This window comes from Streptomyces hazeniae, from assembly GCF_031845485.1.
GTDB lineage: Bacteria > Actinomycetota > Actinomycetes > Streptomycetales > Streptomycetaceae > Streptomyces > Streptomyces hazeniae.
In genome coordinates this window covers 65,317-87,895 of record NZ_JAVREQ010000026.1, presented here as the reverse complement: position 1 = coordinate 87,895, position 22,579 = coordinate 65,317, and the positions used below count along the sequence as shown (strand labels likewise).

Annotated in this window: 20 protein-coding genes; 8 read left to right on the top strand and 12 right to left on the bottom strand. The window is 73.5% G+C overall.

The genetic code is table 11. From position 1 onward, the window contains the following. Window positions 1–48: 48 nt before the first annotated feature. Together RM572_RS24020 and RM572_RS24015 are read right to left on the bottom strand one after the other, a co-directional pair. Window positions 49–867, bottom strand: coding sequence for a sugar phosphate isomerase/epimerase family protein (locus tag RM572_RS24020; protein ID WP_311675493.1), 819 nt, complete (start codon window positions 865–867; stop codon window positions 49–51). Window positions 868–1,161: 294 nt separating this feature from the next. Continuing rightward, window positions 1,162–2,091, bottom strand: coding sequence for a Ppx/GppA phosphatase family protein (locus RM572_RS24015; protein ID WP_311675483.1), 930 nt, complete (start codon window positions 2,089–2,091; stop codon window positions 1,162–1,164). Window positions 2,092–2,140: 49 nt separating this feature from the next. On the opposite strand from RM572_RS24015, the gene RM572_RS24010 reads away from it, so the two are divergent. Then, entirely contained in the window at window positions 2,141–2,998 is an 858-nt protein-coding gene (locus tag RM572_RS24010; RefSeq protein WP_394813696.1) for a hypothetical protein, read from the top strand. Between the two features lie 24 nt (window positions 2,999–3,022). On the opposite strand, the gene RM572_RS24005 is transcribed toward RM572_RS24010, so the two are convergent. Beyond that, the gene (locus RM572_RS24005) at window positions 3,023–4,699 is read right to left on the bottom strand and encodes a BACON domain-containing protein (RefSeq protein WP_311675482.1); all 1,677 of its coding nucleotides are present in this window, start codon (window positions 4,697–4,699) and stop codon (window positions 3,023–3,025) included. A gap of 174 nt (window positions 4,700–4,873) precedes the next feature. Here RM572_RS24005 and radA point away from each other — a divergent pair, with 174 nt between their 5' ends. Together radA and disA are read left to right on the top strand one after the other, a co-directional pair. Beyond that, the gene (gene radA, locus RM572_RS24000; protein WP_311675481.1) at window positions 4,874–6,307 is read left to right on the top strand and encodes a DNA repair protein RadA; all 1,434 of its coding nucleotides are present in this window, start codon (window positions 4,874–4,876) and stop codon (window positions 6,305–6,307) included. 162 nt (window positions 6,308–6,469) lie between these two features. Beyond that, entirely contained in the window at window positions 6,470–7,609 is a 1,140-nt protein-coding gene (gene disA, locus RM572_RS23995; RefSeq protein WP_027764091.1) for a DNA integrity scanning diadenylate cyclase DisA, read from the top strand. 208 nt (window positions 7,610–7,817) lie between these two features. Here the strand turns inward: disA and RM572_RS23990 are convergent, their stop codons facing one another. Then, on the bottom strand, window positions 7,818–8,669 hold the full coding sequence (locus RM572_RS23990) for a hypothetical protein (protein ID WP_311675480.1): 852 nt from the start codon (window positions 8,667–8,669) through the stop codon (window positions 7,818–7,820). Window positions 8,670–8,886: 217 nt separating this feature from the next. Between RM572_RS23990 and RM572_RS23985 the strand changes: the two genes are divergently transcribed. Beyond that, complete coding sequence (locus RM572_RS23985; protein ID WP_027764093.1) at window positions 8,887–9,807, top strand: HhH-GPD family protein; 921 nt, start codon at window positions 8,887–8,889, stop codon at window positions 9,805–9,807. Window positions 9,808–9,912: 105 nt separating this feature from the next. Here the strand turns inward: RM572_RS23985 and RM572_RS23980 are convergent, their stop codons facing one another. The 3 genes from RM572_RS23980 to RM572_RS23970 are packed head-to-tail and all read right to left on the bottom strand — an operon-like array spanning window position 9,913 to window position 11,477. After that, a complete protein-coding gene (locus RM572_RS23980; protein ID WP_311675479.1) occupies window positions 9,913–10,371 on the bottom strand; it encodes a VOC family protein in 459 nt (152 codons plus the stop codon). Window positions 10,372–10,429: 58 nt separating this feature from the next. Further along, entirely contained in the window at window positions 10,430–10,858 is a 429-nt protein-coding gene (locus tag RM572_RS23975; protein ID WP_311675478.1) for a helix-turn-helix transcriptional regulator, read from the bottom strand. 49 nt (window positions 10,859–10,907) lie between these two features. Further along, window positions 10,908–11,477, bottom strand: coding sequence for a PadR family transcriptional regulator (locus RM572_RS23970; protein WP_311675477.1), 570 nt, complete (start codon window positions 11,475–11,477; stop codon window positions 10,908–10,910). 149 nt (window positions 11,478–11,626) lie between these two features. On the opposite strand from RM572_RS23970, the gene RM572_RS23965 reads away from it, so the two are divergent. After that, a complete protein-coding gene (locus tag RM572_RS23965; protein ID WP_311675476.1) occupies window positions 11,627–12,148 on the top strand; it encodes a DUF1707 SHOCT-like domain-containing protein in 522 nt (173 codons plus the stop codon). 45 nt (window positions 12,149–12,193) lie between these two features. Here the strand turns inward: RM572_RS23965 and RM572_RS23960 are convergent, their stop codons facing one another. Then, entirely contained in the window at window positions 12,194–12,652 is a 459-nt protein-coding gene (locus RM572_RS23960; protein WP_311675491.1) for a DinB family protein, read from the bottom strand. A gap of 222 nt (window positions 12,653–12,874) precedes the next feature. Here RM572_RS23960 and RM572_RS23955 point away from each other — a divergent pair, with 222 nt between their 5' ends. Both RM572_RS23955 and RM572_RS23950 read left to right on the top strand, forming a co-directional pair. Beyond that, window positions 12,875–15,481: an NACHT domain-containing protein gene (locus RM572_RS23955; RefSeq protein ID WP_311675475.1), complete on the top strand. Its 2,607-nt coding sequence runs from the start codon at window positions 12,875–12,877 to the stop codon at window positions 15,479–15,481. 92 nt (window positions 15,482–15,573) lie between these two features. After that, window positions 15,574–17,193, top strand: coding sequence for a phosphodiester glycosidase family protein (locus RM572_RS23950; protein ID WP_311675474.1), 1,620 nt, complete (start codon window positions 15,574–15,576; stop codon window positions 17,191–17,193). A gap of 151 nt (window positions 17,194–17,344) precedes the next feature. On the opposite strand, the gene RM572_RS23945 is transcribed toward RM572_RS23950, so the two are convergent. Then, window positions 17,345–19,873 (bottom strand): ATP-dependent Clp protease ATP-binding subunit, encoded by a 2,529-nt coding sequence (locus tag RM572_RS23945; protein ID WP_311675473.1) that lies wholly within the window; start codon window positions 19,871–19,873, stop codon window positions 17,345–17,347. Between the two features lie 447 nt (window positions 19,874–20,320). Between RM572_RS23945 and RM572_RS23940 the strand changes: the two genes are divergently transcribed. Next, a complete protein-coding gene (locus RM572_RS23940; RefSeq protein ID WP_311675472.1) occupies window positions 20,321–21,022 on the top strand; it encodes an SCO3374 family protein in 702 nt (233 codons plus the stop codon). Here the strand turns inward: RM572_RS23940 and RM572_RS23935 are convergent. The 3 genes from RM572_RS23935 to RM572_RS23925 form a co-directional block, all read right to left on the bottom strand. Further along, window positions 21,001–21,330, bottom strand: coding sequence for a histone-like nucleoid-structuring protein Lsr2 (locus tag RM572_RS23935; RefSeq protein WP_027764100.1), 330 nt, complete (start codon window positions 21,328–21,330; stop codon window positions 21,001–21,003). The two genes, RM572_RS23940 and RM572_RS23935, sit on opposite strands and share 22 nt — an antisense overlap. Before the next feature lie 143 nt (window positions 21,331–21,473). Next, on the bottom strand, window positions 21,474–21,971 hold the full coding sequence (locus RM572_RS23930; protein WP_311675490.1) for an amino-acid N-acetyltransferase: 498 nt from the start codon (window positions 21,969–21,971) through the stop codon (window positions 21,474–21,476). Window positions 21,972–22,175: 204 nt separating this feature from the next. Next, entirely contained in the window at window positions 22,176–22,559 is a 384-nt protein-coding gene (locus RM572_RS23925; protein WP_078529007.1) for a BlaI/MecI/CopY family transcriptional regulator, read from the bottom strand. Window positions 22,560–22,579 lie beyond the last annotated feature (20 nt).

The window sequence follows — 22,579 nt, the reverse complement described above, 5'->3', positions numbered from 1 at the left end:
GGGGGTGGGGGGGGGGGGGGGGGGGGGGGGGGGTGCCGTCCGCGCGGTTCACGAACGCCTCGCCCGGGAGGGCTCGGGCGAGGGGGACGGCGGTGCCACGGCGGCCGCCAGGTGGCGGCGGGTGTAGGCGAGGGCCTCGGCCAGATCGGCTTCGCGTTCGGCGGCGGACATCGCCCGCCGCGTGTTGACCTCGACCACGACGTGGCCGTCGAAGCCGCTGTGCGCCAGGTGCGTCAGCACTTCGGCGCAGGGCTGCGAGCCGCGCCCGGGCACCAGGTGCTCGTCCTTCGCCGAGCCGTTCCCGTCGGCGAGGTGGACGTGGCCGAGCCGGTCGCCCATCCGCTCCAGCATCGCCAGCGTGTCCGTGCGGGACGTGGCGGTGTGGGACAGGTCGATCGTGAAGTGGCGGTAGTCGTCCCGCGTCGGGTCCCAGTCGGGGGCGTAGGCCAGCATCTCCCGGTCCCGGTACCGCCACGGGAACATGTTCTCCACGGCGAACCGCACGTCGGTCTCGTCCGCCATGCGCCACACGCCCTGCACGAACTCGCGGGCGTACGCCCGCTGCCAGCGGAACGGCGGGTGCACGACCACCGTCGACGCGCCCAGCCGCTCGGCGGCGGAACGCGCACGCCGGAGCTTCGTCCACGGGTCCTTGGACCAGACGCGCTGGGTGATCAGGAGGCACGGGGCGTGGACGGCGAGTACGGGCACGCCGTGCAGGTCGGAGAGGCGTCGCAGCGCCTCGACGTCCTGGCTCACCGGGTCCGTCCACACCATGACCTCGACGCCGTCGTAGCCGAGGCGACCGGCGATCTCGAAGGCGGCCGCGGTCGACTCCGGGTAGACGGAGGCGGTCGACAGGGCCACCTTGGGCGCCGGGCGGAGGCCGGGAACCGACGCGACGCCCCGGCGCGTGCCGGGGCCCGTCTCCCACGCGGATGCTGCTGCCACGGGGGACAGCCTACGGCCGGGTAGCCGTACGGGTGCGTGCGGCGGGTGACGAGCGCGGGGCGCGGAGCGCCCCGGCCAGGGGTTCTGCAGGGGGCCGGGGCGCTCCGCGTGAGACGGCTCACGCCGGCCGCGTGCGGCTCCGGGTGGCCGGGTCCCTGCCCCCGCGCACCTCGGGACCGGGCTCGCCCGCCCGGCGCCGCAGAGGGGCCGTCAGGGGCGGAGGTGGTCGAGACGGCGGAGGATCATGCCCTCGCGGAGGGCCCAGGGGCAGATCTCCAGCGTGTCGACGCCGAAGAGGTCCATCGCCCCTTCCGCGACCAGCGCGCCCGCGAGCAGCTGCCGCGCCCGGCCCTCGGACACGCCGGGGAGGTTCGCGCGTTCGTCCGCGGGCATCTCGGCCAGCTTCGGCACCCACTCCTCCAGAGAGGTCCGCGCGAGTTCGCGCTGCACGTACAGCCCCTCCGCGGAACGGGCCGCGCCGGCCAGGCGGGCGAGCTGCTTGAACGTCTTGGACGTGGCGACCACGTGGTCGGGCTCCCCGAAACGGGTGAACTCCCCGACGATGCGGGCGATCTCCGCCCGCACATGACGGCGCAGCGCACGGACGTCGTCCGCCGCGGGCGGGTCGCCGGGCAGCCGGCCGGCCGTGAGCCGTCCCGCGCCCAGCGGCAGCGACACCGCCGCGTCCGGCTCCTCGTCCAGGCCGTAGGCGATCTCCAGGGAGCCGCCCCCGATGTCGAACACCAGCAGGCGCCCGGAGGACCAGCCGAACCACCGGCGTACGGCGAGGAAGGTCAGCCGGGCCTCGTCCTCGCCGGAGACGACCTCCAGTTCCACCCCCGTCTCGGCCGCGACACGCGCGAGGACGGCCTCCGCGTTGGCGGCCTCGCGCACGGCGGAGGTGGCGAACGGCACAACGGCCTCGACGCCCTTGTCCTCGGCGACCTGCATGGCCTCACGGACCGTGAGCGTCAGCCGTTCCACGCCCTCCTCGCCGATGGCGCCGTCGGCGTCCAGCAGTTCCGCAAGCTTCAGCTCCGCCTTGTGGGAGTACGCCGGAAGGGGGCGCGCGCCGGGGTGCGCGTCCACCACCAGCAGATGCACCGTGTTCGATCCCACGTCCAGGACACCGAGTCTCATGTACCGCACGCTAGCGTCACCCGGTCGCCCGGCGCTTACCCTGTCCTGTGTGGGAAAGACGAAACCGGCGAAGCGGAACAAGCGGGGCGACGGCACGGCGGCCCCGGCAGGCGAGGCGACCCCTGTGGACGGTCCGGCCCCCGCGACCGTGGCGGCCCGGGACGAAGAGGTCGGGCTGGACTTCGCCAGGGCCTGGGTGGAGTTCCCGGACCCGGCGGACGACGAGCAGGTCTTCCGCTGCGACCTCACCTGGCTGACCTCCCGGTGGCAGTGCGTGTTCGGGCAGGGCTGCCAGGGAATCAGCCCCGGCCGCGCGTCGGACGGCTGCTGCACGCTGGGCGCCCACTTCACCGACGAGGACGACGAGCGCCGCGTCTCCGAACACGTGGCCCGGCTGACGCCGGAGACCTGGCAGTTCCACGACGTGGGCACGGCGTCCGGCTGGGCCGAGGAGAACGAGGACGGCGAGCGGCAGACCCGCCGCTGGAAGGGCGCGTGCATCTTCCACAACCGGCCGGGGTTCGCCGGCGGCTCGGGCTGCGCGCTGCACACCCTCGCACTGCGCGAGGACCGCGAGCCGCTGGAGACCAAGCCGGACGTGTGCTGGCAGCTGCCGATCCGCCGCACGTACGAGTGGGTCGAGCTGCCGGACGGCGAGCAGGTCCTCCAGGTGTCGATCGGCGAGTACGACCGCCGCGGCTGGGGGCCCGGCGGCCACGACCTGCACTGGTGGTGCACCGCCGCGCCGTCGGCGCACGGGGCGGGCAAGCCGGTGTACGCGTCGTACCGGCCGGAGCTGATCGAGCTGATGGGTGAGGCCGGGTACGAGGTGCTCGTCGGGTACTGCGAGGCGCGGATCGCCTCGCAGCTCCCGCTCGTCGCCCCGCATCCCGCCGACCCGGTGTGACCCCGCACGGCCACGGCACGGGCCTCAGCTGGTGCTGGGAGTGGGCTCGGAGACCGTGGGGGTCGGGTCGGGGTCCGGCTCCGGTGAGGGCGTCGGCTCCTCGGACGGCGTGGGCTCCTGCGACGGCGTCGGGTCCGGATCGGGCTCGGGGTCGGGCTCCGGGTCCGGCGAGGGCGTCGGCTCCTGGGAGCCGGGAGGTTCCTGGGTGCCGCCCCCGGGGTCCTGCGGCCCGCCCCCGGGGGGCTGCGGACTGCCCGCGCCGTGGCCCTCGATGGTGACGACGGCGCCCACCGGCCCGATGCCGATGCGCGCCGACCAGGCGCCCGCGGGCTCCCGCGCCTCCACGACGTAGGCGGAGAAGGACACGGACTGGCCGGGCTGGAGCACCCCGGAGGAACGACTCAGCACGAGCCAGTCGGCGGACGTGCCGGCCGTCCAGTGGACGGCGCTGCCGCCGGTGGCGGTGAGCGTGATCAGCGTGCCGTCGCCGGCGGGCTGGGCCTGGACGGTGAGGCGCCGGGCACCCGTGGTGGGGCCGCCCGGACCGGACCCGTCGCCGCCCTCGACGCGGACGGAGACGCGCGAGTCGGGGTCGCCCTTGCGGTGCTTGCCGGGGCCGGGCTCGGCGCGGCCCACGTGCCGGTAGGCGGAGTCGCCGCCGTTCTGCGCGCCGTCGTCCTGTTCGGTGGCGGAGACGGGCGCGGTGCTGCGCCCTTCGCCGGTGAGCGGCGCGCCCCGGTACGCCGCCCAGAGGGCCAGCACCGGGGCGGCCACCACGGTGGCGACGACGGTGGTGGTGACGGCCCGGCTGCGGAGGCGTTCGATCCGGGCCGCGCGGTCCCTGACCTCGGCAGGGAAACCGTTCCTGCCGAAGCGGGGACTGTGCTGGCAGCGCGCGCGGCGGGCGGCACGGAGCGCGGCCTGCACGGAGTGCCGCGGCGCCTCCAGCACGGCGAGCGAGGTGGGGCCGGTGGGGGCGGTGCCCGGCCAGCCGATGCCGGCCATGGCGCGCTCCGCGGCGCGGCGGCACTCGGCGCAGTCGTCGACGTGCCGGACGAGTTCGCGGCGGAGCGCGGAGCCCATCAGGAGGCGGTCGTCGCCGGCGAGCCGGCCGACCAGCGGGCACCCGCCGGACTCGACCACGGCGAGCGCGGCGCGGGTCCGCTCCACCTCGCAGGCCGCGCTGGTCAGCAGGTCGCCGGCGGCCTCGGTGCTCAGCGACAGCACGGCCGCCACCTCACGGGTGGGCAGCCCGTGCCGCACGGAGAGTTCCAGCGCCTCGCGCTGTTCGGGGGTGGTGCCCGCGGCCTCCGGCCAGGCGAGGGCGGCGAGTTCCCTGCGGCGCTGGGTCGCGGCGGCGCCGGAGAGCTGCGGCGAGGTGGCCGGGCCGCGGTCGCCGGGGCTCTGTTGCGCGAGGCGGCGCAGGCAGGCCCAGCGGGTGAGCGCGTAGAGCCAGGGTCGGTGGAGTCCGCGGTCGGCGGGCGCGCGGTCGCGTTCGTGCTGCCGGTCGGCGAGAGCGAGGGCCTCGCCGAGCGCGGCGGTGGCCGCGTCGTGCTCGCACATGACGGAGAGGCAGTAGGTGAACAGCCCGTCGAGACAGGATTCGTAGCGGTCCGAGCGGGGTGCGGGCGTCGGCCGCCGCACCGAGTGCGCTCGGTGTGCGCCGGTGGTGTGCGTGGAGTGCTCGCGCCTGGTGCTCATTCGAGGACGGTAGGACGACAGCGGCGTGTCGTCGGACCAACTTGAGCAGCTTTACCTCTTCCGAGTGACGATCTCCCTCGATGGGGGACATGTCGCGGCCACAGGGTGACGTCTGTCCACAGCCCGGGGACTCGTGGGGGCGGAGTGTCGGCGCGCGCCGCTAACGTGGCGGTCATGGCTGCTCGCAAGTCGTCCGCCAGGGACCGTCCTTCGTACCGCTGCACCGAGTGCGGCTGGACCACCGCCAAGTGGCTCGGCCGCTGCCCGGAGTGCCACGCGTGGGGCACGGTCGAGGAGACCGGCGGCGCCCCCGCCGTGCGGACCACGGCGGCCAGCCGCGTGGTGTCGCCGGCGCTGCCGATCGGCCAGGTGGACGGCCGGCAGGCCACCGCCCGCGGCACCGGCGTGCCGGAGCTGGACCGGGTGCTGGGCGGCGGGCTGGTGCCGGGGGCCGTGGTCCTGCTGGCCGGTGAGCCGGGCGTCGGCAAGTCCACGCTGCTGCTGGACGTCGCGGCCAAGGCGGCGAGCGAGCAGCGGCCCACGCTGTACGTGACGGGCGAGGAGTCCGCGGGCCAGGTGCGGCTGCGGGCCGACCGGATCGGCGCGCTCAGCGACCACCTCTACCTGGCGGCGGAGACCGACCTCTCCGCCGTGCTCGGCCACCTGGACGAGGTGAAGCCGTCGCTCCTGATCCTGGACTCGGTGCAGACCGTGGCCTCCCCGGAGATCGACGGCGCGCCGGGCGGCGTGGCGCAGGTGCGGGAGGTCGCCGGCGCCCTGATCCGCGCCTCGAAGGAACGCGGCATGTCCACGCTGCTGGTGGGCCACGTCACCAAGGACGGCGCGATCGCCGGCCCGCGCCTGCTGGAGCACCTGGTGGACGTCGTGCTGCACTTCGAGGGCGACCGGCACGCCCGCCTGCGTCTGGTGCGCGGCGTGAAGAACCGGTACGGCGCGACGGACGAGGTGGGCTGCTTCGAGCTGCACGACGAGGGCATCACCGGCCTCGCCGACCCGTCCGGGCTGTTCCTCACCCGCCGCGACGACCCGGTGCCGGGCACCTGCCTGACGGTGACGCTGGAGGGGCGGCGGCCCCTGGTCGCCGAAGTGCAGGCGCTGACCGTGGACAGCCAGATCCCGTCGCCGCGGCGTACGACGTCCGGGCTGGAGACGTCGCGGGTGTCGATGATGCTGGCGGTGCTGGAGCAGCGCGGCCGGATCAGCGCGCTGGGGAAGCGGGACATCTACAGCGCGACCGTCGGCGGCGTGAAGCTGTCCGAGCCGGCCGCGGACCTCGCCGTGGCACTGGCCCTGGCCAGTGCGGCGAGCGACACACCGCTGCCGAAGAACCTGGTGGCGATCGGCGAGGTCGGTCTGGCGGGCGAGGTGCGGCGGGTGACGGGCGTGCAGCGGCGGCTCGCGGAGGCCGCCCGGCTCGGCTTCACGCACGCGCTGGTGCCGGGCGATCCGGGCCGCGTACCGTCCGGCATGCGGGTGCGGGAGGTGGCCGACATCGGGGACGCGTTGCGCGTGCTCCCGGCGCGCCCGCAGCGCGGCCGGGGCCCCGGCGCGGACCAAGAGCCCCAAGAGGAGGAGGCCCGCCGGTAGACTTTGCCCCGGTCTCGCCCGTCGGCGACATTCGCGTACGGCACGTGTGTACGACAATCGCCCGGGAGTGCCTGTGGAGGCGCGGGGCGCACCCTGGGGGTGTGCCGGAGCCGAACGTGACGACGTGATGCCGACAGGCACCCGCACGACCGAAGGAGTCCAGTGGCAGCCAACGACCGGGCAACGGCTCCGGGAAGGTCCGGTGGGACCCTCGGCGGCTCCCGCGCCGACAGTCTGATGCGCGCCTCGCTGAGTGCGGTCGCGCCCGGAACGGCCCTCCGCGACGGACTCGAGCGGGTCCTGCGGGGCAACACCGGCGGACTCATCGTCCTCGGCATGGACAGGACCGTGGAGTCGCTGTGCAGCGGCGGCTTCGTGCTCGACGTCGACTTCACCGCGACCCGGCTGCGCGAGCTGTGCAAGCTGGACGGCGCGCTGATCCTGGACCGCGACATCACCAAGATCGTGCGCGCCGGAGTACAACTGGTGCCCGACGCGTCCATCCCGACCGAGGAGACGGGCACCCGGCACCGCACCGCCCAGCGGATCTCCATCCAGACCGGCTGCCCGGTGGTCTCGGTCAGCCAGTCGATGCGGCTGATCGCCCTGTACGTGGGCGGGCAGCGGCGCGTGCTGGAGGACTCCGCCGCGATCCTGTCCCGCGCCAACCAGGCGCTGGCGACGCTGGAGCGGTACAAACTCCGGCTCGACGAGGTCGCCGGCACGCTGTCCGCGCTGGAGATCGAGGACCTGGTGACCGTCCGGGACGTCTCCGCGGTCGCGCAGCGGCTGGAGATGGTACGCCGCATCGCCACGGAGATCGCCGAGTACGTCGTGGAGCTGGGCACCGACGGCCGTCTGCTGTCCCTCCAGCTCGACGAGCTGATCGCCGGCGTCGAGCCGGAGCGGGAGCTGGTCGCGCGGGACTACGTCCCGCAGCCCGGCACGTCCGGCCGCCGTTCCCGCACGGTCCCCGAAGCGCTCGGCGAACTGGACCGCCTCACTCACACCGAACTGCTGGAGCTGCCCACGGTGGCCCGGGCCCTGGGGTACTCCGGGTCGCCGGAGACGCTCGACTCGTCGGTCTCGCCGCGCGGCTTCCGCCTGCTCGCGAAGGTGCCGCGGCTGCCCGGCGCGGTCATCGACCGTCTCGTGGACCACTTCGGCGGGCTGCAGAAGCTGCTGGCCGCGAGCGTCGACGACCTCCAGACCGTCGAGGGCGTCGGGGAGGCCCGCGCCCGCTCCGTCCGCGAGGGCCTGTCGCGGCTCGCGGAGTCCTCCATCCTGGAGCGGTACGTCTAGCCTGCGGCGCGCAGCCGACGCGTAGGGATGCCGCCGACGCGCGGCGCGCGTCGGGCCCCTCCCGCCGTGCCCCTCCCGCCTGCGCACGCCGTTGCGGCGGCACGAGGGCGCGCCCGGCCCCAGCACCGCACGCTCAGGAGTGCGGCGGCCCACCAGACCGGGCGCCCGGCCGTCCTGGGGCGTTCGCGGGGAAGCGGTCCGCCGAGGGTCAGTCCTTGGCCAGGACGAAGGAGGTCTGTTCGGTGGGCAGGCCCGCGACCTCGATCTCGACGAGGTAGCTGCCTGCCGGGACCTTGCCGCTTTCCGGCGTGGCGCACTCGGGCTTGCTGCGCTCGCGGTCCCACTCCAGCGTGTGGACGCTGTCCCCCTTCGCGGGAACCTCGATCCAGGCGGCACCGCGGCCGGGCGGGCAGTCGTCGGAGGACCAGACGCGGTCGCCGTCGGAGTCGGTGACGGTGAGGACCGTCGCGGTCCGGCCGAGGTCGACGCGGCAGGCCTCGCCGGAGTCGTTCGCCAGGGTGAGCTTCAGCTTGGGGGTGTCGCCCGGCTCGTACTCGTTCTTCACGCTCTTCAGGGCCACGCTCACGTCGCCGGGGGAGCAGTCGGCCAGGCCCGGGCCCGCCGGGATGCCGTCGCCGCCGGTGAGGCCGCCGCTGGACCCGGCCAGGGCGCCGCCGCCACCGCTGCCGGAACCGGAGCCGCCGCCCGCGCCGGAACCGCCCTCGGAGCCGCCCGACCCGCCGGCGCCTTCGGCTCCGCCGGAGCCGGACCCGTCGTCGCCTCCCGAGCCGGCGCCGCCGTCCACCTCGTCGCGTCCGCCGGGACGTTCGGTGACGGAGGGCATCGAGTCGGTGGGCCCGGGGGTGATGGGGTCGGTGGGGCCCCGGCTGCCGTCGCTGCCGCCGGCGGCGTCCTGCCCCTGGTCGCCCTTGCCCCCGCCGAGGCTGATCGCCCACACGACGAGAAGCACGACCAGCGCCAGGAGGGCCAGCGCGACGGCCCTCCGCCGCCAGTAGATGGAGGAGGGGAGCGGTCCGATCGGATTGCGCAGTGATCCCACGCGGAAACCTTACGAGACATCAGGCGCCCCAAGGCCCCCACCCGCCGCCGGAGTAGGCGACTTTTCCGATGAGAGACACGACGAACACCCCGAGGTGTGACAAACGTCGGCGCCACAGCCCCCTCAGGTCCACCCGCGCTAATCGTGCGCGCACCCGGGGGACCCGGCCGCGTGGCCGTTTCTGCGCGGCGTGCCGTCGTGTCAGGATCGCTTTGCCATGACTGCGACCACGGAAACCGCCGCGAACGCCTCCCCGGACCACGACCGGACAGACCTCCACGCGCCAGTCGTCGACTGGTTCGATGCGCATGCCCGCGACCTTCCCTGGCGCCGCCCCGAGGCGGGCGCCTGGGGAGTGATGGTGAGCGAGTTCATGCTGCAGCAGACCCCCGTCAACCGGGTGCTGCCGGTGTACGAGCAGTGGCTCGAACGCTGGCCGCGCCCCGCCGACCTGGCCGCCGAGGCGCCCGGTGAGGCCGTACGCGCCTGGGGCCGGCTCGGCTACCCGCGACGCGCGCTGCGGCTGCACGGGGCCGCCGCCGCCATAGCGGAACGGCACGGCGGCGACGTGCCGAAGAAGCACGCGCAACTGCTGGCGCTGCCCGGCGTCGGCGAGTACACCGCCGCGGCGGTGGCCTCGTTCGCCTACGGGCAGCGGCACGCCGTACTGGACACCAACGTGCGCCGGGTGTTCGCGCGAGCGGTGGCCGGACGGCAGTACCCGCCGAACGCGACCACGGCCGCCGAACGGAAGCTGGCGCGGGCGCTCGTCCCCGAGGACGAGGCGACCGCGGCGCGATGGGCGGCGGCCACGATGGAACTCGGCGCGCTGGTGTGCACGGCGCGCAGTCCGGAGTGCGGCCGCTGCCCGATCGCCGCCCAGTGCGCCTGGCAGCTCGCCGGTGCGCCCCCGCACGAGGGCCCGCCGCGCCGCACCCAGGCCTACGCCGGCACGGACCGCCAGGTGCGCGGCCGGCTGCTGGCGGTGCTCCGCGAGTCGACGGCACCGGTGCCGCAGGCCGTGCTGGACCGGGTGTGGCACGAGCCGGTGCAGCGGGCCCGGGCGCTGGACGGCCTGGTCTCGGACGGTCTCGTCGAACCACTCGCCGGAGGCCTCTACCGTCTCCCGCACGCCTGACCGCTCGTGCGGCGCTCCGCCGCACGAGCGCACCATGGGCGGGTGTCGCCTCCCCGGAGGGGACACCCGCCCATGGGTGTGTGGCCCGGCGGCCTGACGGCGGCGTCAGGGGTTCTCGTCGAAGCAGGTGGAGTCCCACGGCTTGGACAGGTCCAGCTCCTCCCGCTCCTGGGTCAGCGAGTACCAGTTGCCGCTGGGGTCGCGGAATATGGCCTCGATCCCGTACGGACGTTCCTGCGGCTCCTGGAGGAACTCGACGCCCTTCTCCTTGAGCTCCTTGTAGGTGGCGTGGCAGTCGTCGGTGCGGAAGGCGCCGGCGCCGAGCACGCCCTTGGTGACCAGGGCGAGCAGCGCCTTGCCGGACTCGGGGTCGAGCCCGGAGCCGTCCGGGCGCATCAGGGTGAGCTGCACCTCCGGCTGGTCCTTCGGGCTGACGGTGATCCACCGCATGTCGCCCATCTCCATGTCGGTGCGCTCGACGAATCCCAGGGCCTCGACGAAGAACTTCTTGTCGCGTTCCTGGTCGGTGGACCAGACGGTGGTGAGGGCCAGGCTCTTGATCATGAGGGTGCTCCCGAAGGGGTGTGGTGCGGAACGCCTCTCACGTTAGGCAGCGCCCGGCTCACTGCGCTTCTCCAGAATTGCGCTGCCGGAATCCGCCGGTCCACAGCATCGCGTAGCAGCCGGGAATCAGCGCGGCGCCGCTGCGTACGTGCTGCGCGCGGTAGTCGCGGGGCGTGACGCCGGTCTGCTGCTTGAAGCGGGCGGAGAAGGTGCCGACGCTGCTGAAGCCGACGAGCATGCAGATCTCGGTGACCGAGAGGTCCGCCGTGCGCAGCAGCTCCTCGGCCCGCTCGATGCGGCGGCGGCCGAGGTACTGGCCGGGGCTCTCCCCGTAGGCGGACTTGAAGGCGCGCACGAAGTGGTAGCGGGAGTACCCGGCGTGTGCGGCCACCGCGCCCAGGTCGAGGCCGGGGTCGGCCCAGTCGCGGTCCATGGCGTCCTTCGCCCTGCGCAGGGCGCGGAGCCGGGCCAGGCCGGGGGTGGTCATGCTCCGATGGTGACACGGGGGTGTGACAGCGGCGCCCGGCCGCGGCGGGTCACTCGTCCGGCCGTGCCCGCACCGCGTCCGCGGGGCCGGTGATCGCCTCCGGCAGCGCGTCGAACCACTCCGTCACGGCCGTCTCGTAGCGGATGCCGAAGTCGAGGGTGGCCAGTGCCCAGGGGTCGTGCCGCCCGGCGCGCACGTCGGCGTCGACGGCCTCCCGTTCGGCGAGGTGACGGGCCAGCCGTTCCCGGTGGACGCGGCGGTTGGCGGCGACGAAGGCGGCCAGGCGTTCGGGGGACAGGTGCCGGCCGAAGCTCAGGGTGAGCAGCAGCGGGAAGCGGATCTGCTCCGGTTCGGGCTCCCGGTCGAGCCAGGCGAGGAACGCCTGGCGGCCGGCCTCGGTCAGCGCGTACGGCCGCCGATCGCGCGGGCCGCGCTCCCCCACCTCGACCAGGCCGTCCTCGGCGAGGCGGGCCAGTTCGCGGTAGACCTGGCTGCGGGTGACCGACCAGAACTCGCCGACGGCCCGCTGGGCGACCTCGGCGAGGTCCCAGCCGCTCATCGGCCCGGCGTGCAGGAACCCCAGCAGCGAGCCCGCGGTGGCGTTCGGCGTGCGCGGCATGACGTCTCCCCTCCGGGCGACCCGTGACCGTCCGCCGTCGCCGCCGGGGCGTCCCTGAGCAGCCTTGACAGTCCACAGTGGACGGTGAAGCATGGTTGCCCACACTATCTTCCACTGTGGACGGTGGGTCGAGGAAGGAGGCGGTGACCATGCCGCCGAAGACACCGGACGGGCCGGACGGGCTGCCGGACCGGCCGGGAGCGCCCGGCACACCGCAGCGCGGTGCCCTCCGCGCGTCCGACGACGACCGCGAACGGGTCGTGGCCGAGCTGGGCGACCACCTCGCCGCCGGCCGGCTGGACACCGCCGAGTTCGACGAACGCGCGTCCTCCGCCTACGCCGCGCGCACACTGGGCGAGCTGGACGTCCTGATGACGGACCTGCCCGCGGAGCGGGAGCGCCCGGGAAGCGGCGCGCGGACCTCCCTGGAGAAGGCCGCTTCCCCGGGGCCGGCCCCCGCCGCCCGGCCACAGGACCACAAGGCGCTGAACGTCCGCACCTGGCTCGCGGTCAGCGTCATGGTCACCGGCGTCTGGGGCATCAGCTCCCTCGCCGCCCAGCAGCTGCTGAACTTCTGGCCGATGTGGGTCATCGGCCCGTGGGGCCTGGGCATCCTCTTCCACGTGCTGAGCGGGCGCCGCTCCGGACCCACCGGCGAGGTCGGCGACTGATCCCCCGCCGGCCCCGCCCCCGCGCCGTCCGCGCCCGGCGGGGGATCAGGCGCCGGTGACGCCGTCGACGCCTTCGCGCAGCAGGTCGGCGTGGCCGTTGTGGCGGGCGTACTCGTGGACGAGGTGCAGCATCACCCTGCGCAGCGAGACGTCCGACTCCCACTTCGGGTTGTAGCCGGTGACCTCCAGCGAAGGGGCGTCCCGTTCGATGCGCCGGCTGTGCTCCACCTCCGCCTGCCAGGCGTCGAACGCCTCCGCCCGGGTGGCGTCGCCGACGCGGAACGCCTCCTGGTAGTCGCGCTCGTCCGACCACACCCAGCCGACGTCCTCCCCGGCGAGGGTGCGGCGGAACCAGGCCCGTTCCACCTCCGCCATGTGGCGCACCAGGGCGAGCAGCGAGAGCGTCGACGGCGGCATCGACCGGCGCCGCATCTGCTCGTCCGTCAGCCCCTCGCACTTCATGGCGAGCGTCGCCCGGTGGTAGTCGAGGTAGTCGCGCAGCATCTCCCGCTCCCCCGCCGTCGGTGACGGCCCCCTGCGTGTGTCGGTCACGGCTCCCCCGTCTGGCGTGTGGTGTCTTCGGACGAGACGAGTATCGGACACCGTCCGCCGGGTGCGCGCACAACGTTCGGCTGACGGGTCGACGGGTCGGGCCGGAAGACTAGGCTGAGACGACGACCCGTCAACGGCCGTCGCACAGCGGCCACATGGCCCCGGGGGAGCCCCATGGAACCCGCCGTACGTCTCGCCTCCGGTGTCGCCGCGCCGCTGGTGCGGGAACTGTTCGTGCCGCCGCAGCGGCCGCCCGAGGGCGAGGAGCTGATCGCCGGGACCGTCTCCTTCCGCGGCCTCCGCCCCACCACCACCTACGGCGACCTGGAGCGCCTGGCACGGGAGTTCGTCCGGCACGGACTGGACGGCCGCAGCCTCCCGCTGCGGGAGGACACCGCGGTCGCCGCCGTGCTGGCACGCACGCTGGCCGTGATGGGGGAGCTGGACACCACCGACGTGCAGGCCGTACGGCTGGGGCCGCAGGACTGGGCACGGCTGCTGCGGGCCCACGTGCCCGGCGCCGACCGGAAGCTGACCGAGGAGTCGGCCTGGTTCCACGACAGCCTGCTGGTCGCAGTCTGTCTGCACGCGCTGCACCTGTTCGTCCAGCGCTCGCCGTACATCGCCGACCGGCTGCCCGAGAGGAGCCACCGCATCCGCCAGCTCGTGGACCTGGGAGACGTGTCGGCGCTGCGGGAGCGACGACGGCAGCCGTCGCCCGAGGACTCCGCGTTCGAGGAGCGCTACCTGCGCAGCGTCGTCGAGGAGTACAACCGGGTCACCATCTACGGCATCGACCTGCCCAACCCCAACACCCCGGACAGCTGGCCGCTCGAGACCACCTACCTCAGCCTCGGCGCGGAGTTCGGCGGACCCGGGGGCAGGGGCCGGGACGACGCCCCGGCCCCGCCGGAGGAAGGCGGTGCGGCCGGGGGCGCCGACCCCGTGATGCCCGCGGACCGCGCGCTCGCCGGCCAGGAACGCGTGCTGCTGCGCGGCGTCGCCGGCTCCGGCAAGACGACCCTCGTGCAGTGGCTCGCGGTGGCGACCGCCCGCGGGCGGCTGCCGGAAGAGCTCGCGGCGCTGCACGGCCGGGTACCGGTCGTCCTTCCGGTGCGGCGCTTCGCGCGCCAGGGCTTCCCCGCGCCGGACGACTTCCTCGACGCCGTCGGCCACCCGCTGGCCGACGAGGCACCCGACGGCTGGATGGCGCGGCTGCTCGCCGACGAACGTGCGCTGCTGCTCGTCGACGGCATCGACGAGGCGCCCGAGGACCAGCGCCCGGCAGTGCGGGACGCGCTGCGCCGCATGATGCGCATCTACAGCGGCACCTGCTGCCTGGTCACCGCGCGGCCACCGGCCGTGGACGCCGAGTGGCTGGCGGACGAGGGCTTCGACGAGCTGACGCTCGCCCCGATGAACCGCGACCAGGTCGCCGCGTTCATCACCGCCTGGCACACCGCCGCCCGTACGGACACCGGCGACGACCACGCGCACCTCGACGAGTACCGCGACCGGCTGCTGCAGACCATTCCGCTCTACCGCGAACTGCGCGGGCTGGCCACCAACCCCCTGATGTGCGGGCTGATCTGCGCGCTGAACCGGGACCGCTCCGGCTCGCTGCCCAAGGGGCGCCGCGAACTGTACGAGGCCGCGATGGAGATGCTGCTCCAGCGGCGCGACCCGGAGCGGCGGGTGCTCCACGCCGACGAGGTCCATCTCCAGCGCGCCGCGCGCGAACGGCTGCTGCGCAAGCTGGCGTTCCGGATGCTGCTGGAGGACCGTGCGGTGCTCGGCGAGGCGGCGGCCGTCGAGGAGATCGCCCGCTGCCTGCCCGCCATCCCCGCCGCGGCCGCGCAGGGCACGCCGGCGCAGATCTTCGGCCACCTGCTGCAGCGCACCGGTCTGCTGCGGGAACAGGCCGACGGCGCGGTGGAGTTCGTGCACCGCACCGTGCAGGACTACCTCGCCGCCAAGGAGGCCGTCGAACGCGGGGACCTCGCGCTGCTGCTGGAGCACGCGCACGAGCCGCAGTGGGAGGAGGTCATCCGGATGGCCGTCGCGCACGCCCGGCCCGGCGAGTGCGGCGAACTGCTGGCCGGGCTGATGGCGCCCGGCAAGGTCGGCATGCAGCGCAACCGGCGCCGTCTGCTGGCCGCCGCCTGCCTGGAACACGTCACCGAACTCGACCCCGTGACCCACGCCCGCATCCGGCGCGAGACCCGGCACATGGTGCGCCCGACCAGCATCGCCGCCGCCCGCGGCCTGGGCTGGGTGGGACCGATCGTGCTGGAGATGCTGCCCGACCCGGAGACCGTCGCCGACGACGAGGCGTACCGGATCGCGGTGACCGTCACCCGCATCGCCGACGACGCGGCCGTCCACTACCTCTCCCGGCTGCGGCGGCGCCCGTCGCTGCCGCTGACCCTGCGCGCCGAACTGATGCGCGGCTGGCGGAACTTCGACACCGAGCGATACGCGGAGGACGTCGTCGCGCACCTCGACCCGGAAGGCCTGTACTTCCCGGTCACCGACCGGGTCGAACTGGCGGTCCTGCGCCGCCTGGGCGGCCGGGAGTGCGTGCAGGTCGCGGGCCACTTCACCCCCGACGAACTGCTCGCGGGCCTCGACCGCGGACCGCTGCGCCACCTCTGGCTCACCCACGACCTGGGCGTGTCCATGGAATGGCTGGCGGACTTCCCCTCGCTCACCACGCTCCGCGTCAACCCCCGCCTGCCGCGGGTCGGAGGCGTCCCGGAGGGCATCCGGATCATCTCCTGAACGCCTCCGCGCGGGGTGGTGACGGCAGGCGGGGCATGACATCGTTCCGCGCGTCCGGCCCGTGAACCGCCGACCACCGCCCGGGAGCGCCCATGGAATCCGCCCGACTCCGCCCGACCGCACCGCGTTCCGGTGCCGCGTCCACGTCCCGGTCCCGGTGGAGGTCGAGGTCCGCGACGACGGCGGTGCTGCTCACCGTCCTCGGCACGTCGCTGGTCTCTCCCGCCGCGCCTCCGGCCGCCGCGGCGCCGAGGGAGCCGCGCGTCCTCGCCGGCTGGGAGCACGAGCGGCCGGCGCCCGGTCTCGACGTCTACCGGGGCGTGCTCGCCGACCGCCCCGGCGCCTCGCACTGGACGGTCACCCTCACGGGCGACGACGGCCCCCTCCGCACCGCGTCCGCGGCACGGGACCTGGCCGCCCGGCTGCGGGACGCCGGTCACTCCCCGGGCACGGAACGCGTCACCTGGCCGCGCGGCTCCGACCTCAGCGGGCTGCTCGGCGTACGGGTGCGCGTCGGCGCGTTCGAGGAACGCGAAGGCGCGGAGGCGCTGCAGCGCGCCCTCGCGGCGGACGGTTTCGACGCGATCGTGGAGTGGACCGGCTCGGACGGCAACACCGGCACCGGCGAGACACGGGTGAACGTCGCCGTCGTCGACCCCCGGCGTTTCGGCGGTTCACTGGAGGCGAGTCACGGCGCGGGCGTCGCCGGGCGCGAGAAGGTCACCGACATGGCGGCAGCCGGCACGGCCGGCGACGCGCTGCTCGCCGTCAACGCGGGCTTCTTCGTGATGGAGGACCGGGACGGCGTGCCCGGCGCGCCCGCCGGCATCGGGGTCTACGACGGCGAGGTCCAGTCCTCGGCGGTGAACGGCCGCATCGCGCTCGTCCTGCGCGGCGACGGGCTGAGGGCGGAACTCGGGCGGCTGTCGACGGTCTCGCGGATCTCGGCGGACGGCGCGCGACGCGAGCTGGACGGCGTGAACCGGCGCCCCGGGTCGATCCGCAACTGCGGCGGTGTCGGCGGCGACCGCCCCACGCAACGCCCGCTGCACGACGTCACCTGCACGGACGCGCACGAAGTCGTCCAGTTCACCGACGAGCTGGGAGCGGCGACGCCGGAGGGCGCCGGGGTCGAGGCGGTGCTCGACGCACGGGGCCGGGTGACGGAGCTGCGGGCCCGCGGCGGGCCGGTGCCCGAGGGCGGCAGCGTCCTGGCGGGCACCGGCGGCGGTGCGGACTGGCTGCGGGCGCACGCGGAGCCGGGCACGCGGGTGTCGCTGACGCACCGCGTCGAGGACGCGCGGGGGCGCCCGGTGCGGCTCGGTGGCGGCGACGACGTGGTGAACGGCGGACCGCAGCTCGTGCGGGACGGACGCGTCGCGCTCACCACGGGCGCGGGTGGCTTCGCCCACCCCGACGACCCCGGCTTCGCGTACGCGTGGGCGCTGAAGCGGCATCCGCGGACGATGGTCGGCGTGGACGGACGCGGGCGCCTGCTCCTCGTCTCCGCGTCGGGGCGCCACCCCGGACACAGCGACGGGCTGTCGCTGCACGAGGCGGCACGCTTCATGGACGCCCTCGGCGCGCGCGGCGCGATGAACCTGGACGGCGGCGGGTCGACCGCGATGGCCCTGCGGGGCGCGTTGCTGACGCGCCCCTCCGACGCGGCGGGCGAGCGGGCGGTCGGCGACGCGCTGCTCCTCCGGAACTGAACCCGCGCACGACGGTGCCCCGCCCTCCGGGGGCGCCATGGGGCGGCGGAGGTGAGGAGCCGGGCCCGCCGCGCTGCGGGAAAGGGGTGGGGCCCGGCATCAGTGATCCGTGATGCCGGGCCCCGGGGGTCGGTGAGCGGTCGGAGGAGGATTACTCCTTGGAGAGGTTCGGCGTCGAGCCGCCGGCCGCAGCCTCCGCGGGAGGCGCGTCGGGGAGCGTCGACTTCTCCTCGCCGCGGAAGGTGAAGCCCTTCTCGCCGTCCTCGCCGTCCTCCGTCTCGACGACCACGATGTGGCCCGGACGCAGGTCGCCGAAGAGGATCTTCTCCGACAGCAGGTCCTCGATCTCGCGCTGGATCGTCCGGCGCAGCGGCCGGGCGCCCATCACGGGGTCGTAGCCCTTCTTGGCAAGCAGTTCCTTGGCCTCCGTGGACAGCTCGATGCCCATGTCCCGGTCCTTCAGCCGCTCGTCGACCTGGGCGATCATCAGGTCCACGATCTGGATGATGTCCTCGGGCGTGAGCTGGTGGAAGACCACCGTGTCGTCGACACGGTTGAGGAACTCCGGGCGGAAGTGCTGCTTCAGCTCGTCGTTGACCTTGGCCTTCATGCGCTCGTAGCCGGTCTTGACGTCACCCTGGCCGGCGAAGCCGAGGTTGAAGCCCTTGGAGATGTCCCGGGTGCCGAGGTTGGTGGTCATGATGATGACCGTGTTCTTGAAGTCCACGACCCGGCCCTGGGAGTCGGTCAGGCGACCGTCCTCCAGGATCTGCAGCAGCGAGTTGAAGATGTCCGGGTGGGCCTTCTCGACCTCGTCGAAGAGGACCACGGAGAACGGCTTGCGGCGCACCTTCTCGGTGAGCTGGCCGCCCTCCTCGTAGCCCACGTAGCCGGGCGGGGAGCCGAACAGCCGGGAGACGGTGTGCTTCTCGCTGAACTCCGACATGTCGAGGGAGATCAGCGCGTCCTCGTCGCCGAAGAGGAACTCGGCGAGCGTCTTGGACAGCTCCGTCTTACCGACGCCGGACGGGCCGGCGAAGATGAACGAGCCGCCGGGCCGCTTGGGGTCCTTGAGGCCCGCCCGGGTACGCCGGATGGCCTGCGACAGCGCCTTGATGGCGTCCTTCTGCCCGATGACGCGCTTGTGCAGCTCGTCCTCCATGCGGAGCAGGCGCGAGGACTCCTCCTCGGTCAGCTTGAAGACCGGGATGCCGGTGGCCGTGGCGAGGACCTCGGCGATGAGCTCCTCGTCGACCTCGGCCACGACGTCCATGTCGCCGGCCTTCCACTCCTTCTCCCGCTTCGCCTTCTGGGCGAGGAGCTGCTTCTCCGTGTCGCGGAGCGAGGCGGCCTTCTCGAAGTCCTGCGAGTCGATCGCGGACTCCTTGTCCCGGCGGACGTTCGCGATCTTCTCGTCGAACTCGCGGAGGTCCGGCGGCGCGGTCATCCGGCGGATGCGCATGCGCGAGCCGGCCTCGTCGATGAGGTCGATCGCCTTGTCCGGCAGGAAGCGGTCGGAGATGTACCGGTCGGCGAGCGTGGCCGCGCCGACCAGGGCGGCGTCGGTGATGGAGACGCGGTGGTGCGCCTCGTACCGGTCGCGGAGGCCCTTGAGGATCTCGATGGTGTGCGGCAGCGACGGCTCCGCCACCTGGATGGGCTGGAAACGGCGCTCCAGGGCCGCGTCCTTCTCCAGGTGCTTGCGGTACTCGTCGAGCGTCGTGGCACCGATGGTCTGCAGCTCGCCGCGGGCCAGCATCGGCTTGAGGATGCTGGCAGCGTCGATCGCGCCCTCGGCGGCGCCGGCGCCGACCAGGGTGTGCAGCTCGTCGATGAACAGGATGATGTCGCCGCGGGTGCGGATCTCCTTGAGCACCTTCTTCAGGCGCTCCTCGAAGTCACCGCGGTAGCGGGAACCGGCGACCAGCGCGCCCAGGTCGAGGGTGTAGAGGTGCTTGTCCTTGAGGGTCTCGGGCACCTCGCCCTTGACGATGGCCTGCGCCAGCCCTTCGACGACGGCGGTCTTGCCGACGCCGGGCTCGCCGATGAGCACCGGGTTGTTCTTGGTGCGGCGGGACAGCACCTGCATGACCCGCTCGATCTCCTTCTCGCGCCCGATGACCGGGTCGAGCTTGGATTCGCGGGCGGCCTGCGTCAGGTTGCGGCCGAACTGGTCCAGCACGAGAGAGGTGGACGGCGTGCCCTCGGCGGGGCCGCCTGCCGTGGCCGCCTCCTTGCCGCCGGAGTAACCGGAGAGCAGCTGGATGACCTGCTGCCGCACCCGGTTGAGGTCCGCGCCCAGCTTCACGAGGACCTGGGCGGCGACGCCCTCGCCCTCGCGGATCAGGCCGAGCAGGATGTGCTCGGTCCCGATGTAGTTGTGGCCGAGCTGAAGGGCCTCGCGGAGCGACAGCTCCAGGACCTTCTTGGCACGGGGCGTGAAGGGGATGTGGCCGGAGGGCGCCTGCTGGCCCTGGCCGATGATCTCCTCCACCTGCTGGCGGACCGCCTCGAGCGAAATCCCGAGGCTCTCCAGGGCCTTAGCGGCGACACCCTCTCCTTCGTGGATCAGTCCCAGAAGGATGTGCTCGGTGCCGATGTAGTTGTGGTTGAGCATCCGGGCTTCTTCCTGAGCCAGGACGACAACCCGCCGCGCGCGGTCGGTGAACCTCTCGAACATCGTTAATCGCTCCTCAGAGCGGTCAGGCAAGAAGGGGTCGGTCCCCTCCCCGTCCTTCCGCAGCTTAGTCCCGCAACGGGGGACCGCTCATTCCAACTGCCGTCAGCCGCCCGCGGGCTCCCGCCCAGGACGGCCGGCACCAGTACCAACCCGATGGTGCGAGACGATGTTCCCGCAGGCCAGGCGTATTCACCCTGATCCACTACGCCGACGGCGAACGGCCCCGCGTCGACACGCCCGCCATGGTCCTCCATCGTCGTCTCACACCCCCGTCCCACTAGGGACTTCTTACCCTCCGGCACCGACAGTCCATGCGTCGTGCACGCTGTGTCGCGAACGGATCAGCTCATGGCGAACACCTTTGCGGGCCGGGTCGGACCGACGGCGGGGCGGCGGCCGCACGGGACCGGGGCGTGACCGGGGGCGGTTTCCGCAGTTGCTCCGGTCATGACCGCATCAGCTTCGCGCACCACACCCCCTGACAACCGGGCCGCCGCGCCGACGGGGCCGCGCCCGCCGGACCCGCAGCGGGCGCACCGTCCTCGCCCACCGGTCCGGAGCCCGCTGTTCCCGCAGCCGCGCACTCCGGAAACGCAGTGGCGGGCGCCCGGACAGTCCTGGCAGCCGTGGGACTGGCGGGAGTGGTGGGAGGAGGCACGCGGACCCACCGCCCCGGGGCGGGCGCCCTGGTTCGAACTGGGAGTGTGCTTCGACGCCCTGCGGCTTCCCGCGGCGGCCGGGATGCCACTGCTGGCCCGTACCCGGTCCGCGGGGCCCGCGCTGCGGGCCGGGGCGGACATGTGGCTGCTCGTCGCGGAGGGGGCCGCTGAGGAGCTCCCAGGGCTGCTGCGCTGGCTCGAGTGGGGCACGCTGCCCCACAGGGCCGGGCTGGCGGCACTGGGCGCGGGCGCCCGCATGCCCGCACCCGACGGCGGGGCGGGCCGGACGGACGGCGGCGGAAGTCCGTGGGAGGCCGCGGTGTGGTTGCGGCCTCCCCGGCCGGGACGCGACGGGAGGCTGCGGCTGCCCGCCGTGTCGATCGGCCGCCCGTCCGCCGCGGGTGCGCCCGATCTCGTACGCCTCGTCGACGCCGCGGCGACGGAATGCCACCGCGCTCTGCTGCGGCGTCAGCCGTTGGCCTTTTCGTAGGCCTCCCGCACGGTCGCGGGAACGCGTCCGCGGTCGTTGACCTCGTAACCGTTCTCCTTCGCCCAGGCGCGGATCTTCGCGGTGTCCGGGCTACCGGACGAGGAACGCCCGCCCTTTCCGCGGGAAGAACGGCCACCGGTACGGCGACCGGCCTTCACGAAGTCGGCCAGCGCGTCACGGAGCTTGTCCGCGTTGCCGGTGTTGAGGTCGATCTCGTAGGTCTTGCCGTCCAGAGCAAAGGTCACCGTCTCGTCCGCCTCGCCGCCGTCGAGGTCGTCGACAAGAAGCACCTGCACCTTCTGCGCCACGGGGTTCTCCCATTCGTCTTCGAATACGGATTACAGATACCGACGATGGAAGGAAACCGCTTTTCTCCGGGAAACACAAACCCTCGGCCGACTTCCCGGGCGATCGCCGCCCCGCACAGCGGGACCTTTCGGACATCTGACTGCTACAGATGCAGGAGCATCCGGCTGTTGCCGAGGGTGTTCGGCTTCACCCGTTCGAGACCGAGGAACTCGGCGACGCCTTCGTCATAGGAACGCAACAGCTCGCTGTAGACATCGCCGTCCACCGGCGTCTCACCGATCTCCGTGAAGCCGTGCCGGGTGAAGAACTCGACTTCGAAGGTGAGGCAGAAAATGCGGCGTACTCCGAGCCAGCGTGCGGTCTGCACCAGCTTCTCCAGGAGCTGGTGGCCGACGCCGGTGCCCTTCAGCGCAGGGTCCACGGCGAGCGTCCTGACCTCGGCCAGGTCCTCCCACATCACGTGCAGCGCGCCACAGGCGACGACCTGCGCGTCGTGGTCGCGTTCCGCCACCCAGAACTCCTGGATGTCCTCGTAAAGCGTCACCGTGGCTTTGTCGAGGAGGATGCGGTCCCGCGAGTAGGCGTCGAGGAGCCGGCGGACGGTACGGACATCACTCGTTCGCGCGCGCCGCACCGTCACCGCGACAGGCGCCTTCGCGAGACCGTGCGCGTTTGCCCGGTCGCGCGCCGCGTTCGTCCCGGCGTTCGTCCCGGCGTTTGCGTCGGCGTTCCGGTCGGCGTTCCGGTCGGCGTTTCGCTCCGCGTTCCGGTCGGCGTTCGGCGAAGTGGCGGTCGTCTCGGCTTCTGGAGTGGTCCGGGGATCTGCCATACCGCGACGCTATCTCTACGTCGAGTCGACGCGCACACCGCTCAGCTGTACGACCCGCAGAGCATCCCGCAGCGCGTCCGACTGTTCGGCCGACATCATGCCGAAGAAGTCCACGAGAGCGGCGGCGCTGTTGCCGCTCGCCGACCACGCCTGATGCATCAGGGCGGCGGAGTACGCGGCCCGCGTGGAGACGGCCGCATATCGATAGGCCCGCCCCTCCTGCTCCCGCCGCAACCAGCCCTTCTGGTGAAGGTTGTCCATTACGGTCATCACGGTGGTGTACGCGATCGTCCGCTGCTCCTGCAGATCCTCCAGGACTTCCCGCACGGTGACCGGGCGGTTCCACTGCCATACCCGCGTCATCACGGCGTCTTCCAACTCTCCCAATGGCCGAGGCACGGGAGAATAATAGGCGCAGA